Origin of the sequence: Nodosilinea nodulosa PCC 7104 (assembly GCF_000309385.1) — a bacterium.
Classification (GTDB): domain Bacteria; phylum Cyanobacteriota; class Cyanobacteriia; order Phormidesmidales; family Phormidesmidaceae; genus Nodosilinea; species Nodosilinea nodulosa.
In genome coordinates, this window is record NZ_JH976537.1 from 4,305,756 (window position 1) to 4,326,402 (window position 20,647).

Consider the following 20,647-nt stretch of genomic DNA (forward strand, 5'->3'; position numbering starts at 1 on the left):
CCGAAAAAACTGGGGAGCGCTGCCCCCAACGCCGCGGCAGCGTCTCAACCCTGAGCGGCTGGCGTCGATTTATTTCGGTGCTTGACTCAGCAGCGAGGCAAAGGCGCTGTGAGCCTCGGGACTGCCGACTACCAGCAGGCGATCGCCCCCTGCCATCGCCATCTCTCCGGTGGGGTGGCGGTGCAGGTGCTTTTGCCGCTCGATCGCCATCACCGTCGCGCCGCTCCGGCGGCGAATATCGGTTTCGGCCAGGGTGGCCCCCGCCAGCGGTGAGTCGGGCGGCAGCTCATACCAGCGGCGCAGCAGCCCCTCGATCGCCGCTTCGAGATCGATCGCCCCCCAGTACTCAGAGCGCTCGGGCAAAATGTCGCGGTAGCGGCGGGTGCGGTAGCGGTTCACCACCTGCTGCACCTCAAAGGTCGAGTCGCCCAGGTTCAGCAGCAGGTGCGCCCCCATTTCCAGCGAGGCCTCAAACTCGGGCTGCACCACCTCCTGGGCCCCGAGCTGGTAGAGGGTATCGATTTCGGCGTCGTTGTGGGCGCGCACGGTGATATCCAGCTCTGGGGCCAGGCTCAGCGCCCGGTTTAGCGTCAGGCGGGTGGCCATTGGGTCGGGCAGGGCGATCGCCATGGCCTTGGCCTGGGGCAGCCGCGCTTTTTCCAGCAGCAGGGGGCTGGCGGCATCGCCAAACAGGTAGGGAATGTTGCGATCGCGCAGGGATTGCAGCACCGCCTCGTTGTTGTCGATCACCAGAATTTTGTAGCCCTGAAAGTACAGCATCCGCATCAGGGTGTGCCCCACCCGGCCGCAGCCCACCACCACCACGTGGCCCACCAGGTCTTCCTCTGGCCCCACCAGGCGGGGCGACTGGCTCAGCTGCAAGAACTGGTTCACCCAGGGCATGCGCTCCAGCGCCGCCAGCAGGTGGGGCGTCGCCCGCAGCAAAAACGGCGTCAGCAGCAGCGTGGCCGCCGTGGTGCCCACCGTCAGCCCGTAGAGGCGGGGCGAAAACAGCCCCGCCTGCTGGGCCACCCCCGCCAGCACAAAGGAAAACTCGCCAATCTGGTTAATGCCCAGGCCCACGGCCAGCGCCGTTTTGAGCGAGTAGCCAAACAGCGTCACCACTCCGGTGGCAATCACCGCCTTGCCCACCATGGCCACAGCCACCAGCCCCAGCAAAATCCAGCCGTTGGCCAGCAAAAAGGCCGGGTCGATCAAAATGCCAATGGAGGCAAAAAACAGCGTTGCAAACACGTCGCGCATGGGCAGCATGCGATCGAGGGCGTGGTCGGCATACTCCACGTTGGAAATCATTAGCCCCGCCACAAATGCGCCCATCTCAATGCCCAGGCCCAGCGCCGAGGTGAGCAGGGCAATGCCCAGACACAGCACCAAAATGCCCAGCAAAAACAGCTCCTGGGAGCCGCTGCGGGCCAGCAGCCGCACCACTGGGGGCACCAGCCACTTGCCCGCCAAAATGGCGCAACCCAAAAACAGCAGGGCCTTGAGCACCGCCGCCGCCAGGGCTAACCCAATCACGTTGGTGGGTTCGGTGAGGGCGGGCAAAATCGCCAGCATGAGGCCTACCCCCAGGTCTTGCACCACCAGAATGGCCAGCATGATCTGGCCGTGGTTGGTCTGCATCTCGTTGCGTTCGATCAGGCTTTTGAGCACCACCGCCGTGGACGACAGCGACAGCACCGCGCCCAAAAACACCGCCGTCGGAATCGTCTCGACCCAGCCGGTCAGGTAGGCGAGGCTGCCCCCCAGCGCAATGGTCAGGATCATCTGTAGGGAACCGCCGCCCAGGGCGATCGCGCGCATGCGCAGCAGGTCTTTGAGCGAAAACTCAATGCCCAGGGCAAACAGCAGCAGCGCCACGCCAATGTTGGCCAGCACCTCAATGTCGCCTTCCAGGGTGATGAAGCCCAACCCTGCCGGGCCAATCAGCATGCCGCCCAGCAAATACCCCAGCAGCACCGGCTGCTTCAGGCGGCTGGCCAGATACCCACCCACCGTGGCGGCCCCCAGCACCGTCACCATTTCGACAATTAGCGTCAACTCTTCAGCCATTGGGGTTGTCTGCCAGAGGGGGAATAGGGCGTTTGGGATAGGCTGCGATCGCTTTGCTGCCACTATTTTGACCCAACCCTCAGCCAAAGCCAGGCTTTAGAGCAGAATGCTTTGAGCGACCAAGCCAGTAGACTGCGGCACAAGTGTGACGACGACTGTCAATCGCGAGGGAGCAGGGGAGCTAGGGAGCCAAGTGAGCTGGAATAGTCGGCCTATTTCGGCCTTCGAGCACTATTGACCAAGCTAGCGACCCAGTAAAGCGGCTGCTTGATCGAAGGGGCGATCGCGGGGGATGCCCGGATGCCGCCAGCGATCGCCCCTGGATCTCAGGCTATGATCGTCTCGCTATGGCTCAAGAGGCGTTCATGATTCTCGACCACGTGGGCTTCTATGTCAGCGACTTTGACGCTAGCAAAGCGTTCTATCTACAGGCCCTTCAGCCGCTGGGTATTGGCGTCATTGCCGAAGGCGAAGGCTGGGCGATGATCGGCAAAGATGGCAAAGGTCAGTTTTGGTTTGGCTCCTTTGGCAGCAGCCCCGGCCCTATTCACCTGGCCTTTGCCGCCGAAAATCGCGATCAGGTGCGGCAGTTTTACGACGCTGCGATCGCCGCAGGCGGCCAAGATAACGGCGCCCCCGGCATTCGAGAGCAGTACCACCCCAACTACTACGGCGCCTTTGTGATCGGGCCAGATGGCCACAACATCGAGGCCGTCTGCCATCGGGCCTCGGCCTAGAGCCTGTGTCTACCCGATCAGCATTTAACCCTTGAGGGCCTGGTCGAGGTCGGCCATCAAATCGTCCACCTGCTCCAGGCCAATCGAGAGGCGCAGCAGGTTGGGGGCGGTTGTGGTTCCTTTTTCAATCGAGGCGCGGTGCTCTACGGTGCTGTGGGGGCTGCCAAAGCTGGTGGCGCGGGCAATCAGGCGGGTTTTGGCGGCGACCCCCATGGCGGTGTCTTGGTCGCCCTTGACCAAAAACGAGAGCAGACCGCCATAGCCCATCATCTGCTGCTGGGCAATGGCATGTCCGGGGTGATCGGGCAGGCCGGGGTAGAGCACCCGCTCGATCGCGGGGTGCTGGGCCAGCCAGGTGGCGATCGCCTGGGCCGCCTGGGCCTGGGCGCGCACCCGCAGGGGCAGGGTTTGCAATCCGCGCAGGGTGAGCCAGCAGTCGAAGGGGGAGGGCACCACCCCGCCGATGGTTTGAATCGTTCTCAGCTGCTCAAACAGCGGGTTTAGCTCGCGGGTGACTACCGCGCCGCCAATCACATCGCCGTGGCCCGCCAGATACTTGGTGGTGGCGTGGATGACGAAATCGGCCCCCAGATCGAGCGGGGTTTGCAGGATTGGAGATGCGATCGTGTTGTCGCAGGCCAGGTAGGCGTTGGCCTGGTGGGCCAGATCGGCCACGGCTTGAATATCGGTCACCGCCAGCTGCGGGTTCGACGGCGTTTCAATCAGCACCAGGCGGGTGTTGGGGCGCAGCACCTTGGCCATCGCCGCCAGATCGGTGGTATCCACTAGGGTGTAGCTCAGCCCCCAGGGGGCAAAAATGTTGCTCAGCATCTGCTGCACGCCAAAGTAAACGCTCTGGGGTGCAATCACGTGGTCCTCGGGGCCGAGGGCTTGCAGCAGGCTAAAGGTGGCGGCAGACCCGGAGCCAAAGGTGGCGGTTTCTGTGCCTTGCTCCAGGGCCGTCAGGGCGGTTTCGAGGGCGTCGCGGTTGGGGTTGCCGCTGCGGCCATAGACGTAGCCCTTGGGATAGCTGCCGTCGCCGTCGCGCTCAAAGGTGGTCGAGAGATGAATCGGTGGGGTAAGCGCTCCAGTGCTGGGGTCAATGGCCCTGCCGCTGTGGACAGCCTGGGTATCGGCGGAGAAAGGCATGGCTTCGGGAGACATAAAATGGTGGGGAATGACGTTCTCCTGATTGTAGGAGCGATTTTTCAAAGGCATTGTCCCAGGCGATTCTCGCTCAGGAAGGCTTCGCCAACGCACCCAACCCCGCTCCCCCATCTGGGCACCCTAACCCTATCCCCCCCTCCACCCACCTACTCATCCACTCCCTCACCCCTCCACCCCCCACCCCTCACCCCCCCATGGACGCCCTCATCACCTCCGCCCTTGTCTTCCTCTTCGGCTCTGCTGTGGGCAGCTTTCTCAACGTGGTGATCTACCGGGTTCCGGCGGGGCTGTCGCTGCTGCACCCCCCCTCGCGCTGCCCTACCTGCCACACGCAGCTTAAACCCCACGACAACGTGCCGGTGCTGGGCTGGCTGTGGCTCAAGGGGCGCTGCCGCTACTGCCGTACCCCGATCTCGCCCCGCTATCCGCTGATTGAGGCCTTTACCGGGGCGCTATTTTTGGCGACGTTTTGGCTGTTTGGGCCGAGCTGGCCAACGGTGGGCTACTGGCTTTTGCTGAGCTGGCTGGTGGCCCTCACCTTTATCGACATCGATACGCTGACTCTGCCCAACGTGCTCACCGGGTCGGGGCTGCTGCTGGGGCTGGCGGTTAAGGCCGCTCTGCCGCTGTTGCAGGGAGACCCCTGGCCCAGTCCGATTCAGGGACTGGTGGGCGGCATTCTCGGCGCGGTTTTGGGCATCTGGCTGTTTGATTTAATTACGCTGTTTGCCTCGGCGGCCCTGGGGCAGACGGCCATGGGCGGCGGCGATGCCAAACTGGCGGCCCTGCTGGGGGCCTGGCTGGGCTGGCAGGGGGTATTGCTGAGCGGTTTTTTGGCCTGCGTGGTGGGGGCGGTGGTGGGTGGCGGCGCGATCGCCCTGAAACTGATCAGCCGCCGTCAGCCCATGCCGTTCGGGCCATTTTTGGCGATCGGTGCCCTGATCACGGTGTTCTGGGGCGAGGCAATTATTGGAGCCTACCGGGCCTTGTTTTTCCCGACCCTATAATCGCCTCAGAGTATGTTCAGGGCCTCTCTCATAGAATGGGGTAAAGAAACGATGTCAGCTGCTATTACAGAGGCAATTACAACGCTGGCAGAGGCAGAGCAACGCTATCCCTTGGCAACGGCGATTGCTTCACATCACCAGGTTGTACCACTGGATGTCTGGGGGATGATCGACCAGTTCAGGAATTTCGCGCATGAACTCGTCCATGTAGCCCGAACGGTAGTGAGTCTGAAAGGCGGCCTCGTCTTGCCACTGGCCGATGGTGACAAACTCGCCAGGATTGGAGTGCCCCTGCAACAGCTCGTATTGCAGGCAGCCGGGGTTTTCGCGGGCGAGTTCGGCAACTTCCATCAGCAGTGCTTTCAGCGCGGCTTCCTGCCCAGCTCTGGCTATAACTTTGGCAATGGTGCGAATGCTACCGTTCACGGCTGGTCTCCTGATAGCTCTGGCCTTCCCGCTGTCTTGACCAGACGCACGGGGGTGACCCATGATCTGTGGGAGCGGCCCTAGGCAAGGGCGAACTCCTTTTGGAGAGACTCCGCCATTACCGCCCAACCTGAGCCAACCATACGTCTAGATCGCTCATCGTGAACCAATTCCCGCAATGTTTTAAGCTTAGTCCCTGGGCGCTGAGTGCAGGCTGGCGACGGCGTAGCCTGGCCGCTGGCCGATCGCGCCTGATTGCCCTGTCCACCGTTCTGTTGGGGCTTCTGGTCTGGGCCATTTCTCCCGCCTGCGCCCTGGCCACCACCTGGTACCCGGTCGCCGCCGCCAGCCAGGGTGAGCAGCAGCAGTTTGTCGATCTCGACTCTGTGAAAGCGCTGAGTCCGGGTCGTGTTCGGGTGGGCAGCTACTACATCGACAGCCGCACCGGGCCGCCCCAGCGCACCGACTATGTCACCGAGTACGACTGCGATCGCCGCCGCTTTCGCGATGTAGAGTTCAATGGCCCCGTCGGCAGCCGCGGCTGGATGCCCGTTGATCCCGATCCGCTGAATTCGGCAGCAATGGAGTATGTGTGCGCAATCGCAGGGTCTGAGCAGCAGCAATGATGAAAAGGAAGGGATAGCTCAGGGTAGGGATGCAGGCCCTGCGCCCTTGAGAGAGCACAATTTTCGAATATTTTCGTAGCCAAAGGCCTTTAGCCGACAGACATAACCTGGACAGGCTCGCCCGCAGCAATGAGCGTCGTGCCCACAGGCACGATCGCCAGGGCGTTGGTGCCCGCCAGATTGATCAAATTGCCTGAGTTGTGGCCGCCGCTGGCCAGTTCAAACTCGTAGCCGGATGGCGTTGTGCTGAGCCTGCCCCACAGGTAGGTTTCGCGCTGGCCCCCGGCTTTCAGCGCGTGGCGAGTCGTGGCAGGTAGAAACGTGGGTGCCCATCCGCCATCCAGCCCCGATCGCTTGCGTAGGGCAGGCACCACAAATCGCCAAAACGTCACCAGCGCCGATACCGGATTCCCTGGCAGACCAAAGTAGATCGGTTCGACTCCCCGCTGTGCTGGAATGGTCGCTACGGTCAGGGGCTTGCCGGGCTTGACCGCTACCGAGCGAATATGCAACGTCGCCCCCAGCTCCGCCAAAATCTTGTCTACATAGTCGTAGTCGCCGACCGACACGCCCCCCGACGACACAATTACATTCGCCCGGGCCAGGGCCGACTGAATCGCCGCCCGTAACGCCTCGGGCTGGTCGGCCACAATTCCCAGCGGGACTGGAATCGCCCCCGCCTGGCGCACCAGAGCCGCCAGCGCGTACTGGTTAGAATCGACAATTTGCCCTGGCCGAAGGGCTGTTTCGGGCGTCACCAGCTCATCGCCGGTAGACAGAATCGCCACCCGAGGCTGCGGAAACACCGGCACCTCGACGCACTGGGCCGAGGCCAGTACCGCCAGCTCTGGCCCGCCAATCCGAAGCCCTGAACCCATCAGGGAATCGCCCGCCCGGCAAAAGCTGCCCTGGTGGCGCACAAACTGTTTGGGCGTGGGCGCTTCCAGCACCAAAACGCGATTGCCCTCGCGCTGGGTCACCTCTTGAATAACGATGGTATCGGCACCGTCGGGCAGCATGGAGCCAGTGAGAATGCGGGCGGCCTGGCCGGGGCCGACGGGTCGGGTGGGCGATCGCCCCGCCGGAATGGTTTCCGTCAGCGCCAGCGCTACCGGAGCTTCGGCCCTGGCCCCCTGCACATCGGCGTAGCGCACGGCATAGCCATCCATCGCAGAATTGTCCCAATGGGGAAAGTCGAGCGGGCTGGAGATTGCCTGGGCCAGAATGCGCCCCAGGGCATCGCCTAGGGGGACTTGTTCAGCTTCGGTAGGCGATGAAACGAGGGCAAGAATTTTGGCTTCGGCCTCAGCGGCAGGGAGCATGGGGTGGAGACGGTGGGGGGATGGGGAAGGTGAGGGGATGGGCTAAAAATCGGGACGGGTGAGCAGACAGCTCAGACCCAGGGTGACAGACCCGGCCAAAGTAGCTGCGGTTGAGGCATCGGCACCCAAAAACATCAGCACACTGTAGAGCACTACACCGGCGGTGGCTACCATGCCCAAAGGTGTAGTGACAACATCCAGAAACTCCAGCAGTCCTTCAAGAAACCGCAAAAACTGAAGCCAGCGGGTCAGAAATGCCATAGGTTTACCGTTTAGGTAGCGTTGGCTAAAATGCTTGGGAGTTAGCTTAGGGAACTGTCTCTAGAATAACTGTTGCGCCCTTAACCAAAATTGCCCAACTCGAAATCCGTCGGCCTTTCCTAAGTAAAAGTTGCTCAGTAGAGGGCCTGCATCAGCCGTTTGCGGTAGGTGATGGTGAGTGGGTCGTCGCTGCCCAATAGCTTGAATACCGCCAGCATGGCCTTACGGGCGCCGTCGTTGCGGTAGGCGCGATCGCGCTCCACCACCCCCAAAAATCCCTCCAGGGCGGTAGCAAAGTCTCCCTTTAGGGCATCCTGGCCCGCCGCCCCAAAGGCTTCGTCTAGCGGTGTATCGCCCAGATCCGTCAGGGACTGGCGCAGGGCAAGGAGCCCTTTTAGCCCGTCGGCCATGTCGGCGGCGGCGCGATCGCTGGGGTCAATCAGCTCCAAATACTGGTTCGCCAGGGCATCGTTTCCCTGAATGACGTAGACCTGAGCCGCCTTCAGCAAAATCTGGCTGTTGTTGGGGTAGCGGGTCAGCAGGGTGGTCAACGCCGATAAAATCTCCGCCGGATTGCCCCCAGCCAGGGCTGCGTCAAACGCCGCTAGATCTTGCTCTAGGGTCGATTTCAGGCCCAGTTTGGCCAGCAGCTCGCGCAGCTGGGGCTCGGGCAGCACCCCCACAAACCCCTCTTCCACCTGCCCCTGGGTGACAATGCGCACATCAGGCACCCCTTCCACCCCAAAGGCCTTGGCCAACTCGGGGTTGGCATCAATATCCACCTTGGCCAGAGTAAAGTCATACTCCTGGGCTAGCTTTTCAAGCATGGGCTTGAGCAGCTGGCAGGGTCCACACCAGGTAGCAAAAAAATCGACCAGCACCGGCTGCTCAAACGAGGGTTGCAGCACCTGCTGCTCAAACTCAGCCTGATTCACAACAATAGATTGTCCCATCGATACCTCAGCGGGGGCGAACAAACAGGTCGTACAGCGACAGCAGCACTTCTACCACAATCAGCAGTACCACATACCACTCTAGACGCAGGCCGGTTTGCTGCCGCTGGAGGTCGAGCACCGTTTCAGCGGTACGGCTGACCAGATCGAGCTTGCGCTCTAGGGCCGAGTGGCGATCGCGAATCTCGTACTCGTCCTCCAGACGGTGATACAGCAGGTCCAGCTCGGGGTATTCCCACAAAAGCTCGGGTTTATCGACAATTTCGACCCGGCCCACAATCTTGTGCTGAATGGTCAGGGTCTGCCCAATCTGCTTCAGCAGCTGGTCGCCCTGCACCCGCACCCTGCGCCGCTGTAGCTCAGCGGCGTAGGGCTCAATGCGGTCAAAGACGGCGGCGGCCCCAATTTCGTAGTGGGCCAGCACCACGCTTTTCGCCATTACATCGGCCACCAGCTGGAGCCGCAGCGCATCTAGCGACGAGAGAAAGATCAGGCCATCCTGCACTTTGCCGCTGCTGTTGGCGCTCAGGCGGATGGTGGCGGCCTCGGTTTCGGGCCGATCAAAGGGGGCATTGATGTGGGGCGTGACTGTGGCAATAAACCCCTGTTCTGCCGCCTCCGAGAGGCCAAACAAGACCACCGCCCCATAGCTAAACAGCACCCCCTGGCCCCGGTCGCCGATGGCTATCATCAGCAGAGTGGGTAGCGGGGCCGAGATCTCCATAGCCTGGGCGATCGCCCTGAGATCGATACTCTGGCCCAAAAAGTAGGCCCGCACAGCAATATCGCTATCGGCAGCTGGGGCTTCCAGAGCCGTTACTGGGTTTACGGTAGTCATGGGTTTTCAAAAGATAAAGAAAAAGCCACCACCAGAGTTGCCCCAGACCTTAACTTTCAATCGTTTCATCTGTGTTTAGAACTGTTGCAGAACACCGCAGCGGTGGCAACGTTCCGTACATCCCATCGTAGGGTATGTTAGAAAACTGGCATGATCTTATAAGGTAGCTATGCGGCAGTGTTCCAGCGCTCCAGGTTGGCCCCCCTGCCCCCGTGGCCTCGTGCTAAGTTTTATCCCCAGCCTTGATCAGGACGGGCGAGCCATTGTGGAGTAGGGCCGCAGACATGAAGCGCGTGGTATTCATTCTTGGGGTTTTAGAAGACGATGACGTCGATTGGCTAATTGAGGCCGGGCAGCGGCAAGAACTCCAGCCTGGGCAAGTGCTGATTCACGAGGGTGAACCCTGTGAACACATTTATTTGATTTTAGATGGTGCCTTGGAGGTTTCGGTGGCGGCCCTCAGCTCCCAGCCCATTGCCCAGCTGGCAACCGGCGAGGTGGTGGGCGAAATGTCGTTTGTCGATGGGCAACCGCCGTCTGCGACAGTAGTTGCCCTAGAGTCCAGCATTGTGTTGGCCATTTCCTGCCATCAGCTGCGCCACAAGCTCCAGCAGGATATCTGGTTCGCCTCTCGCTTTTATCGGGCGCTGGCCATTCTGCTCTCCAGCCGACTGCGCAGCACCGTTAAGCATTTACAGGGAGAACACTGGCGACCGGTGGCCACCCTCAACGATGCTGGGCTAGACGAAATGAACGACATGCTCTCCATGGGCGGCATTCGCTTTGACTGGATGCTCAAGCGCCTGCGAGACGTCAACTCCAACCCGTGGGAAGAATTGGAGGTGGACTCCAACGACTAAGAATAAATACCCGCGAACCAATCGGCCACCCATTGAGGATTCTGCTACCATTCAGGCAATGGCAACGAGGGGTAGACTAAAGGGCAACCATTAGTTTGAGCTTGGGGCTCTGTCTTTGCGGTGGCAATAGGCCCGTAAAAGCGCAAGTTGAGGTTACAGGGCACAACGGTCATCACGGGGCATAATGGTCACGGGCCAGCCGGAATAATATCATTGCGGCAGAAGAAGATTCGCCAAATGCAGCTAGGGTGATACGCGGTATACTGTGCTGCCAACTGGGTTTGTTTCCCCTGCCAAGTCGAGTCTGGGTTTCGTTTTTGCTAATGTCAGAGCATGCCACTCCATACCAAACTTAGTAACATCCTGATTGTCGAAGACAGCAAAGGCCGTCGAGAAATCGTCCTGGATGGATCCGTTTATTCCATTGGCCGCGATCCAAAGTGCGATATTCGGCTGTCGTCACAGTTCGTGTCGCGGCACCATGCCACCCTGGTGCAGCTGCCTAAGGACGACGATACCTTTTACTACCGCATTGTGGACGGCAACCTGAAGGGCAAACCCAGCGCCAACGGCATGCTGATTAACGGGCGCAAGCTCCAGGCCCACGACCTTAAAAACGAAGACGAAATCGTCTTCGGTCCCCAGGCTCGGGCTATCTACTATCAACTCAAGCGGGATAGCCAATCTACCCTGCCCCCCGATGAGTTCGATATCACCCTCATTAGCCCAAACATGGTAGAAGAGGGCGAAGAGGACTCAGAAGATCTAGACGACGATACCGATCTCTAGGCTTTGCCCAAGGTAATCTGCCATCTGCGAACCGTCGGAGCCAAGAGAGCGCCCAAAGGCTTCCAGGAGAATGGTTTAAGACGTTAAACTAGCGACACAAGGGCCTCGTTGACGGCGCTGAAAACTTGTTCGCAGTGGTTGTTGCGTTTCAGCGGCAGCTCTTCGTTTTTAACGACGAGATCCACGCAGCCAGAACCGGCGGCTACGGTTGGGGGGTTGATTAAAACTTCAATCGTGGTGAGCTGAGATAGCGACACCTGTCCGGGCTGTTCTTTAGCAACTAAGTAGTCGCCGTTTTCGTAGACCATATTGAGCCCAAAGGCTTGTAGTGAGCTAACAATAGAGTCTCGTAGCCGAGAGGTGGCCTCGGGAACGGGAAGTGAGTTGGTATAACGAGCCATAGGCGTCCTTTGCTGAGACCATAACAGCTACTGCTCAGTGCCAGGTCGGTGGTGACTCCAGTTTAGTTCCCCAACAGACCTATCAACCCACGGTAAGGCGACCCTGGGTTTGTATCTTAATGTATAGCATAGTTTTTGTGGGCGTCGGGCTTGCCGCCTGGGGGGTGAGGGGACTGGGCTTGCCTGTAAGCTTGAGGGGGCAACCACTGGAGTGATGAGCGATGCCGGGGAAGCTGCTGGTCTTTGAGGGGGTGGAGGGCTGTGGAAAATCCACTCAGCTGACGCTGTTGCAGGGGATGCTGCTGCAAAATAGTAGTCTTCAACAGCTTCAGCGGCGGGGCCTGATTCCCCACGTTCTGGCCACGCGCGAGCCGGGGGGGACCGAGCTAGGCTTGGGCCTGCGCGAGCTGTTGCTGGGCTATCGGGGGGAGGCCGCCATGGCCAGCCGGGCCGAGCTGCTGCTCTATGCCGCCGATCGCGCCCAGCACGTGGAAGCGTTGATTAAACCCGCCTTGGCTGAGGGCTGCTGGGTACTGTGCGATCGCTTTATCGACTCCACCGTGGCCTATCAGGGTTATGGTCGCGGCCTCGACCTGGGGCTGATCGACCAGCTAAATCAGGTGGCAACCGGCGGACTGGTGCCTGACCTCACCCTCTGGCTGAAGCTGGATGCCTCCGTAGGTCTGGCCCGCACCCACCAGCGGGGCGCTGCCGATCGCATGGAGCAGGCCGATTTGGCCTTTCACCAGCGGGTGCAGGGGGGCTTTGAGGCGCTGGCCCGGCAGCACCCCCAGCGAATTGTGGCCATCGACGCTGCCCAGTCTGTGGCGGCGGTGGCCGCCGAAATCTATGCCGTTGTAGACAGGTATTTGCAGCAGTGGTACGCTCCCAGTTTGACGGCCTAGTGGGCCAGGACACCGCTGTGGCTCTGCTCTGCCGGGCGATCGCGCAGCGGCGGCTGGCTCCCGCCTATCTGTTTGCCGGCCCCCACGGGGTGGGGCGGCGACGGGCGGCGGCCCATTTTGCCGAAATTTTGTTTGCCCCCGAATCTGGGGAGCCGCCTGCGGCCCTGGGGCGGCGCATTGCCCAGCGCAACCACCCCGATCTGCTGTGGGTGGAGCCGACCTACCTGCACCAGGGCAAGCTCATCGGGGCCTCGGTGGCCGCCGAGGTCGGGGTTAGCCGCAAAAGCCCGCCCCAAACTCGCCTGGAGCAGGTGCGGCAGATTGCCCAGTTTTTGGGTCGTCCGCCCCTGGAAGCGCCCCGCGCCGTGGTGGTGATCGAAGCGGCGGAAACAATGGCTGAGGGAGCGGCCAACGGCCTGCTAAAAACCCTGGAAGAACCGGGACAGGCGACGATTATTTTGCTGGCCCCCGACCCGCAGTCGCTGCTGCCGACGCTGGTGTCTCGCTGCCAGACGATTCCCTTTCAGCGGCTCAACGCAGCGGATATGGCGACGGTGCTTCAGCGAGTGGGACACCCTGAGGTGCTAGAACAACCGCAGATTTTGGCGATGGCTCAGGGTAGCCCTGGGGGTGCGATCGCTGCCTACCAGCAGCTTCAAACCATCCCCGCCGACCTGCTCACCGCCCTGCACCAGCCCCCCGGCAGCCTGCGCCAAGCCCTAGAACAGGCCCGCCAGGTGGCTAAAACCCTCGACACCGAATCGCAGCTCTGGCTGCTCGACTACCTGCTGAACTGGTACTGGCAGAGCTACCCCGCCGAGAGCCCTCGATGGTTGCCCAAGCTCGAAGCCGCCAAGAGCTACTTGCGCCGCTTCGTCCAGCCCCGCCTGGTGTGGGAGGTAATGCTGATGGAATTAGTCCAACCGTGAGCAAGCTAAAGGGGCTGCTCTCCTGCCTGCAAATATTACAATTAGCAGAGATACGCCATGATCTTCTCAATATAATCTTCTCAATGGGCGGATTGTGCTCAGCTAACCACCTTCGGAGTCAAGAAGAACCCCCATGGAACAGATTGCTAAGCTCCACATTGAAAAACTGCCTGAAGGAGTTTACTTGGCTACCTCTGATGATATTCCAGGCTTAGTCGTTCAGGGGTGTACCGTTGCCGAAACGATCGAGATTGCTCGCGACGTGGCCCAAAAGCTCCTAGCGGCTCAATCAGAGCGTCAAGCCCGCCAAACAATGGTGAGCCTTACTAACATTGAAGATACCTTTGATTACCCTCTGGTTTTGGGTATCTGATGGGCCGTCTATCTGGGTTTAAATATCGCCAAGTTGTTAAATGTCTCAAACAACTGGGCTTTGAACTCGATCGCCAAGCTGCGGGTAGCCATGAAATTTGGTACAACCCCACAACTAATCGTTACACCACTATTCCTAATCATCCAGGTGATGTGCCTGAAGGTACGCTCAGAGCAATTTTGAAGCAAGCAGGCATTGCTCCAGAGGACTTTTTGAGACTGAAGTAAGGAGATCGGCTGGATTGAACGTAGGATGGGGCTACACTGCGCTAAGCCATCCTGGCCAAAGGTTTTGAGCTTTGCAAAGGGAGAGCGAAATCCTCCAAGCAATGGCGCTCTCCCACGTAACCTGAGTGGTTCAGACTAATCTTCTTCGACCATCAGTCGCCAGCGGATAGTTTGGGCGGTGACGCTGTCGATTTCGCCCAGGCGCACCTGCACCGTTTCGCTGGTGACGGGGCCGAGGGCGGTAAGCAGGGCGCGCAGGTTGGGAGTGCTCTCGCCGCTGTCCACAAATACCCGTTCGGCTAGCTGGTTCAGCCGTTTCCAGGCGGTGAAGAGCTTGACGGCGGTCTGCTCGATCTGGGCGGCCTGGGCCACCATGTCGGCGGCGGAGTTGAGGCAGCCCACCCGCAGGGCCTCTTCGAGGGCCAGCTCCAGGTCGACGCCGCTGGCTTCGAGCAGCTGCACCTGGTTGGCGGAGGCCAGGTATTTGGAGAGGTAGCGGGCTTCAGCGGTGACCTGCTTGAGGGTATCGAGATCGGGATTGAGTTCGACTTCGGTTTTGAGGGTGCTCTGGTGGGTGGGGGGCAGCTTTTCCATCTCTTTGACCAGGGGCGCGATGTAGCGGGTGGGGATGGTGTTGTTGGCGGCTTTTTCCCGCAGGGTTTCGGGAATTAAATCGGAGGTCATGGCGGCCCATTCGTTGGCTACCTGGCGCACTTCGCGGCGGGTGATGTGGTCGCCCTTGCGGGCCGAGTCGCTGACCAGCTGCTGCACTTCGGGGGCGGCTTTGGCGGTTTCCACAAAGGCGCGCTTGCTGAACTGGTTCACCTCTTTGGGGGTGAGCATACCGGCGTCGAGCAGCTGGTCGGCGCTTTCGGCCAGTTCGATCAGGTTGTAGGCGTGGCTTTTGGTAATTTCGCGGTCCTTGAGCCAGTTGAGAAAGCCGGTGCCGCGCCCGTCGCCGCCGCGCTTTTCGCGATCGCGCACCGTCCGCAAAATTCTGCCGCGCCAGATGTCGGTTTGCAGATCGAAGCGATCGCACACCTGCCAGGCGGCCTCCATCTGCTGATTAAACTCGTAGTCAGAGATGGCTTCATCGCTAGGGTCCGGCAGGGCTAAGGTCAGCTCTCCCGCCTGCATTGCTGACTCGATCGCCTCAGAAGAATAGGGCATTGTCGCCGTCACACCGTCGATACCACACGCACAGGCTGTTCATTCTCCCACGTCTGCGCATGGAAAAGCCCCCGCTGGGCAGGGGCTTTTAGGAAGAGGCGGCGATCGCAACTACTTGACCAATCGTTCGGCAATGGCCTGTTGCAGATCGGTGTCCTGCTGAGCCTGGGCCAGAATTTGCTCAAACTCATCGACCGTTAGAGAATGGGCCTCGATGGCCGCCTGCATTTCCTGGCGCGCGCCTGCGCGCAGGGTGGCGACCTGTTCGGCGGCGGCGGCAAACTGTTCGGCCTGCTCCGGGGATACATCGGTGGCCGTTTCGGGGGTCTGCTGCGATGCCGCGATCGCATTGTAGGTGTCTACCGTAAGCCCTTGAGCTTCCACGGCGTTGACCAGGTCGGCCTGCACAGCTTGCTGAATGGTTTGAATAGCCTGGTAGGCATTGGCAAAACTATCGATTTGCTCCTCAGATACCTCCATGGGCTCAGGGGTTGGCTCGGGCGCGGCCTGGGCAGGCTGATCGGGGGCAGGAGCGCCCTGGGTTTGGGCCATCACCGCCGCTGGGGTGCCCAGCAAAACGGTGGAGGCCAGCAGACTCTTGAGCAGGGTTGATGGTTTCATCGCGATTGTCCTCGCATATCATCAGCCGCGAACGACCCTGGGGAGGTTCGCAGCGGAGCACCGGAAAACCGATGCCCTTGGGGTGTCACCCTAGGGGGTGATCGTGGCTGTGAGATGACGACCGTGTTGCAGCAGCGTGGCATCCCTGTGTCGATGGTGTGACGGCAGGTCGATATCGCCGATCAGCTCGACCTGGAATGGCCGGAATAGCCCAGATGGCAGTTAGACGCCGCGAAAGGTCAAACTCGCTCCCAAAATACTGGCAACCATAGGCCAGTTCAGCACATTGCCTTAAACTGTAGGGGCAGATCAAAAGCATTGATTACCATGATTTTTCCTGGGGCTCCAGTTACGGTTATCAACGTCAACGATACCTACTACGGTTTTCAGGGGCTGGTGCAGCGCATCACCGATGGCAAGGTGGCCGTCCTGTTCGAGGGCGGCAACTGGGATAAGCTCGTCACCTTTAATATGTCTGAGCTGGAGCCGGTTAGCTCTTCCGGCAAGCGGCGCTAGCTATGCGCTTACCCCTGCCTCAGGGCGCGGCCCAGGCGCGGCAGCCCGACCACATTGCCGAGGTGATTGAAACGGCGACCACCGAGTTTTTGGCCCAGTGCCTGGAGCCAGAGGCGCTTGCTTTCTCGCCGATGCCTCCCTTTGGCAGCTGGGTTACCGCCGTGGATGAAGAGTCGGCCAATATGGTCTATGGCATTGTCTACCATGCCACCACCAGCCCGATTGACTCGGTTCATCGAGCCAGGGCGCTGGGGCTGTCGCTCGAAGATCTGCGTCAGCAGCAGCCGCAAATTTTTGCCATGCTCAAAACCGAATTTAAAGCAGCGATCGTGGGGTTTCGCGCTCCCGACCTGGCGGGTCAGCCCCTGGGGCCGCTGTTTCAGCACCTGCCGCCGCGTCCGCCCCAGGTGCATCAGGCCGTCTACCGCTGCACCCCAGAAGCGGTGATTGAGTTTACTGAGCAGCTCGATTTTTTGAGAACGCTGCTGGCGATGGGCAGTGCTCCGGTCGATAGCCTGGTGGCGGCGGTGCTGCGCCAGGGCTACCAGCTGCGCAAGCTCGATCGCCCCTGGCTGGTGCAGGCAGGCCGTAACCTGAGCATATTTCTGAAGGACGACTACGATCGCCTGCGCACTATTCTCGGCCAGGTCTACGCCTAGTCATGCAAACCTTTGACTGGATTGTGGTTGGCAATGGTTTGGTGGGTGCTGCCGTCAGCTACGAGCTGGCCCGGTGCGGTCTCTCGGTGCTGCTGCTCGATTCCGCTCTGGAACCCGGCAGCGCCACCCGCTACAGCTACGGCGGCATTCCCTACTGGTCGGGCAGTACTGAGCTGACCCGGCAGCTCTGCCGCGAAGGCATTGCCAAGCATCGCCAGCTCGGCGACGAGCTAGACGGCGATACTCAATTTCGTGACTTAGATCTGCTGCTGACCCTGGCGGCTGACGGCGATCCCATGGCGGCCGCGGCCCCCTATGCCCAGTGCATGACGCCGCCCCAGTTTGTCTCCGCCGCCGTGGCCCAGGAGCTGGAGCCGCTGCTGAATCGGGATGCGATCGCAGGCGCATTTACCGTGCGCCACGGGCATGTTTCTCCCGCTGCCCTGGTCGGCGCCTATAACCATGCCTTTAAGCGGTTGGGCGGCACCCAAATGATTGCTTCTGCAATCGATCTGGTCCGCATCAAGGATCGAGTGACGGGCCTTCTCACCGCCGAGCAGGCTTACCCCGCCAAGCAGGTTCTAGTGGCCGCCGGGGCCTTTAGCCGGGCGCTGCTGCACCGGGCAAAGCTATCGGTTCCGCTCTACTACACCCACGCCGAGCTGATTGAAACACCGCCGCTGGATCTCACCCTGCGCGCCCTGATCATGCCGGCTCAGACCCAGCGGTTTGCCCTGGAGGCCAAGGCCAGTCAGCCAGCTACGGATGCCCAGTGGGATGAACCAGGCCACGAGGTCACGCCCTCCATTCTCGACAGCGGCGCCATTCAGTTTTTGGACGGACACCTGTGCCTCGGCCAGATTAGCCACACCCTGACGGACCTGGAGGCAGAGCTAGATTGGGCAGAGAGCGATCGCCGCCTGCGCGCCGCCATCGCCTCCCAGATTCCGGCCCTGGCCGAGGTGCCCGGCACCTGGCGGCGCTGCCGGGTCAGCTTTAGCCGCGACGGGCTGCCCCTGGTGGGCCGTATCCCCGGGGTTGAGGGGCTGCATCTTATGGCCGGGTTTAGCGCCCCCTTTGTGTACCTGCCGCCCGTGGCTCAGCGGTTTGCCCAGAGCGCAGTAGGCGCGCCCGATCCGGTCATCGATGCCATGGCCGTCGGTCGTTTCGCCCAGCCCGACTAAAGCCTCCCAGGCTAAAGACTGGGGAACTCACCCATGAACTTGACCTCCGGCTGTAGCCGTACGGCCCAGCGCTCCTCCACCTGATTCTGCACGTGGTGAATCAGGCGTTGAATATCCGTCGCGGTGGCACTGCCCAGGTTGACAATAAAGTTAGCGTGGCGCTCAGACACCTGGGCATTGCCGATGCGATAGCCCTTGAGCCCAGCTTTTTCAATGAGAACCCCGGCCATATAGGGGTAGGGGTTGCGAAAGACGCTGCCGCAGTTGGGCCTGTCGTAGGGCTGGGTCGCCCGGCGCTGGTTGAGGCCGGCCAGGGTATCGGCCACCACCACCGCTGGGTCGTGGCCTGGTTCCAGCTGGAACGTTGCCTCTAGCACCACTTTTCGCCCCCCTTGCAGGGTTGAGGTGCGGTAGCGAAAGTCTAGGTCAGCGCGGGTAAGCTGCCCTAGGCTGGGCTCGGCTCCAAGGTCCGGGTCGAGCACGGTGGCCGAGATGAGACTGTCGGCCGCGCAGCCGCCGTGGGCACCGGCATTCATCACCACAGCTCCCCCCACGGTGCCCGGAATGCCCACGGCCCACTCCAGGCCGCGACAGCCGCGTTTGGCGGCCTTCCAGGCCAGAGTCGGCAGGGGTTCCCCAGCCGCTGCGGTGACCCGCCCGCTATCGTCAAATTGGGTGCTGCGCCAGCGCCGGGTGCAGAGCACCAGCCCTGCAATGCCGCGATCGCTGATCAGCAGGTTCGATCCGGCCCCCAGGGGAGTAATGGGAATACCCGCCGCGATCGCCCAGGCTAAGACCTGCTCAAACTCGCCCTGGTGGCGCGGCATAGCCAGCCACTCCGCCGCCCCCCCGACGCGGAAAGTGGTCAACGGCAGCAGCGATACCTGTGGTTTCAGGCAGGCAAGGTGGGGTGCAACCCCGAGGGTTTGGTTCATGGCCCCAGCGCTCAACGGTCGTTCCCCATGCTAGCCAAATTACCAGGGGGCCGCTGCTCAGCAGGCCTCCTGAAGGGAGGGCACCTCTACCTCGGCGTAGTAGGCCATCACCTGGGGAATAATCTGGTTCAAATTGCCTGCTCCCATAAACAGCACCAGGTCGCCGGGGCGCAGACTGTGGGCCAGGGCGGCCTGAATGTCGTCTAGGGTGTGGCCGTAGATAACGCGGGGATGGGATCGGGCGACCGCATCCGCCAATTGGCGACCCGAAACCCCAAAGGTGTTGCTTTCGCCAGCGCTGTAAATGTCGGCCATAATCACCTGGTCGGCATCGCTAAAGGCATCGGTGAAGTCGTTGAGCAACGCTGCTGTACGGCTGAAGCGATGGGGCTGAAACACCGCTACTACGCGGCGGCCCTCGTGGCCGTGGCGGCTGTCGACCAGCGCTGCCAGCGATTGATCGGCCTTGATCCGGGCCGCCGCTAAGGTTGCCCGAATTTCGCTGGGGTGGTGGGCATAGTCGTCAAAAAACTGAATACCGTTGTAGCTGCCCCGGTGCTCAAAGCGGCGGCGGGCGCCGCAGAACTGCTCTAGGCTATCGGCAATATCGCCAAAGGCAACGCCCAGATGACGCCCCACGGCAACAGCGGCCAGCGCGTTGCTGAGATTGTGGCACCCCAGCACCCGTAGGTGTAGCATCCCCATCGGCTGGCCCTGCTCCCACACCAGGGCAGAGGTGCCATCGGCCCCAAATTGAACATCGGTGACGTAGTAGGTGGCGCTGGTAGCGGGGTCTAAACTGTAGGTTATATCCGGGCTGAGGCTGGTGCGTACTACATCGCAGTCGGCACTGGCCACCAGCAGCCCGCACTGGCGCTGAAAGGTTTGGAAGGTGGTGACCACCTGCTCTAGATCGTGGTAGTGGTCGGTGTGGTCGAGCTCAATGTTGGTGACAACGCCGATACTGGCAGACAGCTTAGCCAGGGTGCCGTCGGACTCATCGGCCTCCGCCACCAGGTAGGGACCTTGGCCGAGGCGGGCATTGCCGCCCCAGCTTGAGACTTCACCGCCGACCACAATGGTGGGGTCCAGATTAGCGTTTAGGAGGAGATGGCCAATCATGCTGCTGGTAGTGGTTTTGCCGTGGGTACCGGCTACAGCGATGCTGTTGTACTCCCGAATCAGTGCTGCCAGCAGGTCAGAACGGTGCAAAATGGGGCAGCCCAGCTCCAGGGCCGCCTGGTACTCTGGGTTGTGGGCGTCGATCGCGGTGGAGCAAACCACCTGAGGCGTTGCGTCTGTCGCCTCTGAGGCAAAGGGAGTCAGCCTGGGCTCGGAGGCCAGACCTGGTAATGGGCTGACCCACTCAGCAGCAGTTGCCAGCAAAGGCTGGTTGGCGTGCAGAAAATAGCTCAGGTTGGCGGCCTCTTGCTGCCAGAATATATGCGCCCCGGCCTCTTGCAGCCGACGGGTAATGTGGGTTAAGCGCAGGTCAGACCCGGATACGGGCAGGTTGCGCTTGGTCAGAATGTAGGCCAGTGCCGACATGCCAATGCCGCCTATCCCAATAAAATGAAAGGGCCTGCCGGTAAAATCTACGGAAATTGGCATCGTTACACTCCTTAGAACACCACACCACACCAAGTGTCAGGCGTAATCATAGCAAGA

The 20,647-nt window shown here is 61.0% G+C and carries 24 protein-coding genes; 12 read left to right on the plus strand and 12 right to left on the minus strand.

Translation table 11 applies throughout. From position 1 onward, the window contains the following. Positions 1 to 69: 69 nt before the first annotated feature. A complete protein-coding gene (locus tag LEPTO7104_RS0119965) occupies positions 70 to 2,073 on the minus strand; it encodes a monovalent cation:proton antiporter family protein (protein WP_017300360.1) in 2,004 nt (667 codons plus the stop codon). 347 nt (positions 2,074 to 2,420) lie between these two features. Between LEPTO7104_RS0119965 and LEPTO7104_RS0119970 the strand changes: the two genes are divergently transcribed. Further along, positions 2,421 to 2,810, plus strand: a complete 390-nt coding sequence (locus tag LEPTO7104_RS0119970; protein ID WP_017300361.1) for a VOC family protein — start codon at positions 2,421 to 2,423, stop codon at positions 2,808 to 2,810. Positions 2,811 to 2,834: 24 nt separating this feature from the next. Here LEPTO7104_RS0119970 and LEPTO7104_RS0119975 read toward each other — a convergent pair whose 3' ends face one another. Next, positions 2,835 to 4,028 (minus strand): trans-sulfuration enzyme family protein, encoded by a 1,194-nt coding sequence (locus LEPTO7104_RS0119975; RefSeq protein WP_017300362.1) that lies wholly within the window; start codon positions 4,026 to 4,028, stop codon positions 2,835 to 2,837. A gap of 143 nt (positions 4,029 to 4,171) precedes the next feature. Between LEPTO7104_RS0119975 and LEPTO7104_RS0119980 the strand changes: the two genes are divergently transcribed. Then, positions 4,172 to 4,984 (plus strand): prepilin peptidase, encoded by an 813-nt coding sequence (locus tag LEPTO7104_RS0119980; protein WP_017300363.1) that lies wholly within the window; start codon positions 4,172 to 4,174, stop codon positions 4,982 to 4,984. A 129-nt stretch (positions 4,985 to 5,113) separates the two neighbouring features. Here the strand turns inward: LEPTO7104_RS0119980 and LEPTO7104_RS0119985 are convergent, their stop codons facing one another. Beyond that, on the minus strand, positions 5,114 to 5,410 hold the full coding sequence (locus LEPTO7104_RS0119985; protein ID WP_017300364.1) for a putative quinol monooxygenase: 297 nt from the start codon (positions 5,408 to 5,410) through the stop codon (positions 5,114 to 5,116). Positions 5,411 to 5,571: 161 nt separating this feature from the next. On the opposite strand from LEPTO7104_RS0119985, the gene LEPTO7104_RS0119990 reads away from it, so the two are divergent. Continuing rightward, positions 5,572 to 6,036, plus strand: coding sequence for a hypothetical protein (locus LEPTO7104_RS0119990; protein WP_017300365.1), 465 nt, complete (start codon positions 5,572 to 5,574; stop codon positions 6,034 to 6,036). Positions 6,037 to 6,125: 89 nt separating this feature from the next. Here the strand turns inward: LEPTO7104_RS0119990 and LEPTO7104_RS0119995 are convergent, their stop codons facing one another. The 4 genes from LEPTO7104_RS0119995 to LEPTO7104_RS0120010 form a co-directional block, all read right to left on the minus strand. Next, the gene (locus tag LEPTO7104_RS0119995) at positions 6,126 to 7,358 is read right to left on the minus strand and encodes a molybdopterin molybdotransferase MoeA (RefSeq protein WP_017300366.1); all 1,233 of its coding nucleotides are present in this window, start codon (positions 7,356 to 7,358) and stop codon (positions 6,126 to 6,128) included. A 42-nt stretch (positions 7,359 to 7,400) separates the two neighbouring features. Continuing rightward, entirely contained in the window at positions 7,401 to 7,619 is a 219-nt protein-coding gene (locus LEPTO7104_RS0120000) for a hypothetical protein (RefSeq protein WP_017300367.1), read from the minus strand. 134 nt (positions 7,620 to 7,753) lie between these two features. Next, on the minus strand, positions 7,754 to 8,572 hold the full coding sequence (locus LEPTO7104_RS0120005; protein WP_026072882.1) for a tetratricopeptide repeat protein: 819 nt from the start codon (positions 8,570 to 8,572) through the stop codon (positions 7,754 to 7,756). Between the two features lie 7 nt (positions 8,573 to 8,579). Further along, positions 8,580 to 9,410: an RMD1 family protein gene (locus LEPTO7104_RS0120010; protein ID WP_017300369.1), complete on the minus strand. Its 831-nt coding sequence runs from the start codon at positions 9,408 to 9,410 to the stop codon at positions 8,580 to 8,582. Positions 9,411 to 9,694: 284 nt separating this feature from the next. Here LEPTO7104_RS0120010 and LEPTO7104_RS34660 point away from each other — a divergent pair, with 284 nt between their 5' ends. After that, positions 9,695 to 10,270: a cyclic nucleotide-binding domain-containing protein gene (locus LEPTO7104_RS34660; protein ID WP_017300370.1), complete on the plus strand. Its 576-nt coding sequence runs from the start codon at positions 9,695 to 9,697 to the stop codon at positions 10,268 to 10,270. A gap of 333 nt (positions 10,271 to 10,603) precedes the next feature. Beyond that, complete coding sequence (locus LEPTO7104_RS0120020) at positions 10,604 to 11,059, plus strand: FHA domain-containing protein (protein WP_017300371.1); 456 nt, start codon at positions 10,604 to 10,606, stop codon at positions 11,057 to 11,059. A gap of 83 nt (positions 11,060 to 11,142) precedes the next feature. On the opposite strand, the gene LEPTO7104_RS0120025 is transcribed toward LEPTO7104_RS0120020, so the two are convergent. After that, positions 11,143 to 11,460, minus strand: a complete 318-nt coding sequence (locus LEPTO7104_RS0120025; RefSeq protein WP_026072884.1) for a hypothetical protein — start codon at positions 11,458 to 11,460, stop codon at positions 11,143 to 11,145. A 221-nt stretch (positions 11,461 to 11,681) separates the two neighbouring features. Between LEPTO7104_RS0120025 and tmk the strand changes: the two genes are divergently transcribed. The 4 genes from tmk (at position 11,682) to LEPTO7104_RS38500 (ending at position 13,894) form a co-directional block, all read left to right on the plus strand. Continuing rightward, entirely contained in the window at positions 11,682 to 12,365 is a 684-nt protein-coding gene (gene tmk, locus LEPTO7104_RS0120030; protein WP_017300373.1) for a dTMP kinase, read from the plus strand. After that, positions 12,338 to 13,294 carry a DNA polymerase III subunit delta' gene (locus LEPTO7104_RS0120035; RefSeq protein ID WP_026072885.1) on the plus strand — a complete coding sequence of 319 codons (957 nt, stop codon included), beginning with the start codon at positions 12,338 to 12,340 and terminating at the stop codon, positions 13,292 to 13,294. Before tmk ends, LEPTO7104_RS0120035 begins: the two co-directional genes overlap by 28 nt. 133 nt (positions 13,295 to 13,427) lie before the next feature. Then, positions 13,428 to 13,667, plus strand: a complete 240-nt coding sequence (locus LEPTO7104_RS0120040) for a type II toxin-antitoxin system HicB family antitoxin (protein WP_017300375.1) — start codon at positions 13,428 to 13,430, stop codon at positions 13,665 to 13,667. Further along, the gene (locus LEPTO7104_RS38500) at positions 13,667 to 13,894 is read left to right on the plus strand and encodes a type II toxin-antitoxin system HicA family toxin (RefSeq protein WP_071527284.1); all 228 of its coding nucleotides are present in this window, start codon (positions 13,667 to 13,669) and stop codon (positions 13,892 to 13,894) included. Before LEPTO7104_RS0120040 ends, LEPTO7104_RS38500 begins: the two co-directional genes overlap by 1 nt. 135 nt (positions 13,895 to 14,029) lie before the next feature. On the opposite strand, the gene LEPTO7104_RS0120045 is transcribed toward LEPTO7104_RS38500, so the two are convergent. Together LEPTO7104_RS0120045 and LEPTO7104_RS0120050 are read right to left on the minus strand one after the other, a co-directional pair. Beyond that, positions 14,030 to 15,064, minus strand: coding sequence for a hypothetical protein (locus LEPTO7104_RS0120045; protein WP_026072886.1), 1,035 nt, complete (start codon positions 15,062 to 15,064; stop codon positions 14,030 to 14,032). Positions 15,065 to 15,175: 111 nt separating this feature from the next. Further along, entirely contained in the window at positions 15,176 to 15,685 is a 510-nt protein-coding gene (locus LEPTO7104_RS0120050) for a DUF4168 domain-containing protein (protein WP_017300377.1), read from the minus strand. A 327-nt stretch (positions 15,686 to 16,012) separates the two neighbouring features. On the opposite strand from LEPTO7104_RS0120050, the gene LEPTO7104_RS0120055 reads away from it, so the two are divergent. The 3 genes from LEPTO7104_RS0120055 to LEPTO7104_RS0120065 are packed head-to-tail and all read left to right on the plus strand — an operon-like array spanning position 16,013 to position 18,044. Then, entirely contained in the window at positions 16,013 to 16,201 is a 189-nt protein-coding gene (locus LEPTO7104_RS0120055) for an NAD(P)H dehydrogenase subunit NdhS (RefSeq protein WP_026072887.1), read from the plus strand. A gap of 2 nt (positions 16,202 to 16,203) precedes the next feature. Next, positions 16,204 to 16,860, plus strand: a complete 657-nt coding sequence (locus LEPTO7104_RS0120060; RefSeq protein ID WP_017300379.1) for an HAS-barrel domain-containing protein — start codon at positions 16,204 to 16,206, stop codon at positions 16,858 to 16,860. A gap of 2 nt (positions 16,861 to 16,862) precedes the next feature. Beyond that, positions 16,863 to 18,044, plus strand: a complete 1,182-nt coding sequence (locus tag LEPTO7104_RS0120065; RefSeq protein WP_017300380.1) for an NAD(P)/FAD-dependent oxidoreductase — start codon at positions 16,863 to 16,865, stop codon at positions 18,042 to 18,044. A gap of 11 nt (positions 18,045 to 18,055) precedes the next feature. Here the strand turns inward: LEPTO7104_RS0120065 and murB are convergent, their stop codons facing one another. Both murB and murC read right to left on the minus strand, forming a co-directional pair. Further along, positions 18,056 to 18,979: a UDP-N-acetylmuramate dehydrogenase gene (murB, locus tag LEPTO7104_RS0120070; protein WP_017300381.1), complete on the minus strand. Its 924-nt coding sequence runs from the start codon at positions 18,977 to 18,979 to the stop codon at positions 18,056 to 18,058. A 57-nt stretch (positions 18,980 to 19,036) separates the two neighbouring features. Beyond that, positions 19,037 to 20,590, minus strand: coding sequence for a UDP-N-acetylmuramate--L-alanine ligase (gene murC, locus LEPTO7104_RS0120075; RefSeq protein WP_017300382.1), 1,554 nt, complete (start codon positions 20,588 to 20,590; stop codon positions 19,037 to 19,039). Positions 20,591 to 20,647 lie beyond the last annotated feature (57 nt).

What these genes read in the sequence shown, in the direction of transcription:
- LEPTO7104_RS0119965 (WP_017300360.1), bottom strand. Translation starts at nt 2,073, where the DNA reads ATGGCTGAAGAGTTGACGCTAATTGTCGAAATGGTGACGGTGCTGGGG.
- LEPTO7104_RS0119970 (WP_017300361.1), top strand. Translation starts at nt 2,421, where the DNA reads ATGGCTCAAGAGGCGTTCATGATTCTCGACCACGTGGGCTTCTATGTC.
- LEPTO7104_RS0119975 (WP_017300362.1), bottom strand. Translation starts at nt 4,028, where the DNA reads ATGCCTTTGAAAAATCGCTCCTACAATCAGGAGAACGTCATTCCCCAC.
- LEPTO7104_RS0119980 (WP_017300363.1), top strand. Translation starts at nt 4,172, where the DNA reads ATGGACGCCCTCATCACCTCCGCCCTTGTCTTCCTCTTCGGCTCTGCT.
- LEPTO7104_RS0119995 (WP_017300366.1), bottom strand. Translation starts at nt 7,358, where the DNA reads ATGCTCCCTGCCGCTGAGGCCGAAGCCAAAATTCTTGCCCTCGTTTCA.
- LEPTO7104_RS0120000 (WP_017300367.1), bottom strand. Translation starts at nt 7,619, where the DNA reads ATGGCATTTCTGACCCGCTGGCTTCAGTTTTTGCGGTTTCTTGAAGGA.
- LEPTO7104_RS0120005 (WP_026072882.1), bottom strand. Translation starts at nt 8,572, where the DNA reads ATGGGACAATCTATTGTTGTGAATCAGGCTGAGTTTGAGCAGCAGGTG.
- LEPTO7104_RS0120010 (WP_017300369.1), bottom strand. Translation starts at nt 9,410, where the DNA reads ATGACTACCGTAAACCCAGTAACGGCTCTGGAAGCCCCAGCTGCCGAT.
- LEPTO7104_RS34660 (WP_017300370.1), top strand. Translation starts at nt 9,695, where the DNA reads ATGAAGCGCGTGGTATTCATTCTTGGGGTTTTAGAAGACGATGACGTC.
- LEPTO7104_RS0120020 (WP_017300371.1), top strand. Translation starts at nt 10,604, where the DNA reads ATGCCACTCCATACCAAACTTAGTAACATCCTGATTGTCGAAGACAGC.
- LEPTO7104_RS0120025 (WP_026072884.1), bottom strand. Translation starts at nt 11,460, where the DNA reads ATGGCTCGTTATACCAACTCACTTCCCGTTCCCGAGGCCACCTCTCGG.
- tmk (WP_017300373.1), top strand. Translation starts at nt 11,682, where the DNA reads ATGCCGGGGAAGCTGCTGGTCTTTGAGGGGGTGGAGGGCTGTGGAAAA.
- LEPTO7104_RS0120040 (WP_017300375.1), top strand. Translation starts at nt 13,428, where the DNA reads ATGGAACAGATTGCTAAGCTCCACATTGAAAAACTGCCTGAAGGAGTT.
- LEPTO7104_RS38500 (WP_071527284.1), top strand. Translation starts at nt 13,667, where the DNA reads ATGGGCCGTCTATCTGGGTTTAAATATCGCCAAGTTGTTAAATGTCTC.
- LEPTO7104_RS0120045 (WP_026072886.1), bottom strand. Translation starts at nt 15,064, where the DNA reads ATGCCCTATTCTTCTGAGGCGATCGAGTCAGCAATGCAGGCGGGAGAG.
- LEPTO7104_RS0120050 (WP_017300377.1), bottom strand. Translation starts at nt 15,685, where the DNA reads ATGAAACCATCAACCCTGCTCAAGAGTCTGCTGGCCTCCACCGTTTTG.
- LEPTO7104_RS0120055 (WP_026072887.1), top strand. Translation starts at nt 16,013, where the DNA reads ATGATTTTTCCTGGGGCTCCAGTTACGGTTATCAACGTCAACGATACC.
- LEPTO7104_RS0120060 (WP_017300379.1), top strand. Translation starts at nt 16,204, where the DNA reads ATGCGCTTACCCCTGCCTCAGGGCGCGGCCCAGGCGCGGCAGCCCGAC.
- LEPTO7104_RS0120065 (WP_017300380.1), top strand. Translation starts at nt 16,863, where the DNA reads ATGCAAACCTTTGACTGGATTGTGGTTGGCAATGGTTTGGTGGGTGCT.
- murB (WP_017300381.1), bottom strand. Translation starts at nt 18,979, where the DNA reads ATGAACCAAACCCTCGGGGTTGCACCCCACCTTGCCTGCCTGAAACCA.
- murC (WP_017300382.1), bottom strand. Translation starts at nt 20,590, where the DNA reads ATGCCAATTTCCGTAGATTTTACCGGCAGGCCCTTTCATTTTATTGGG.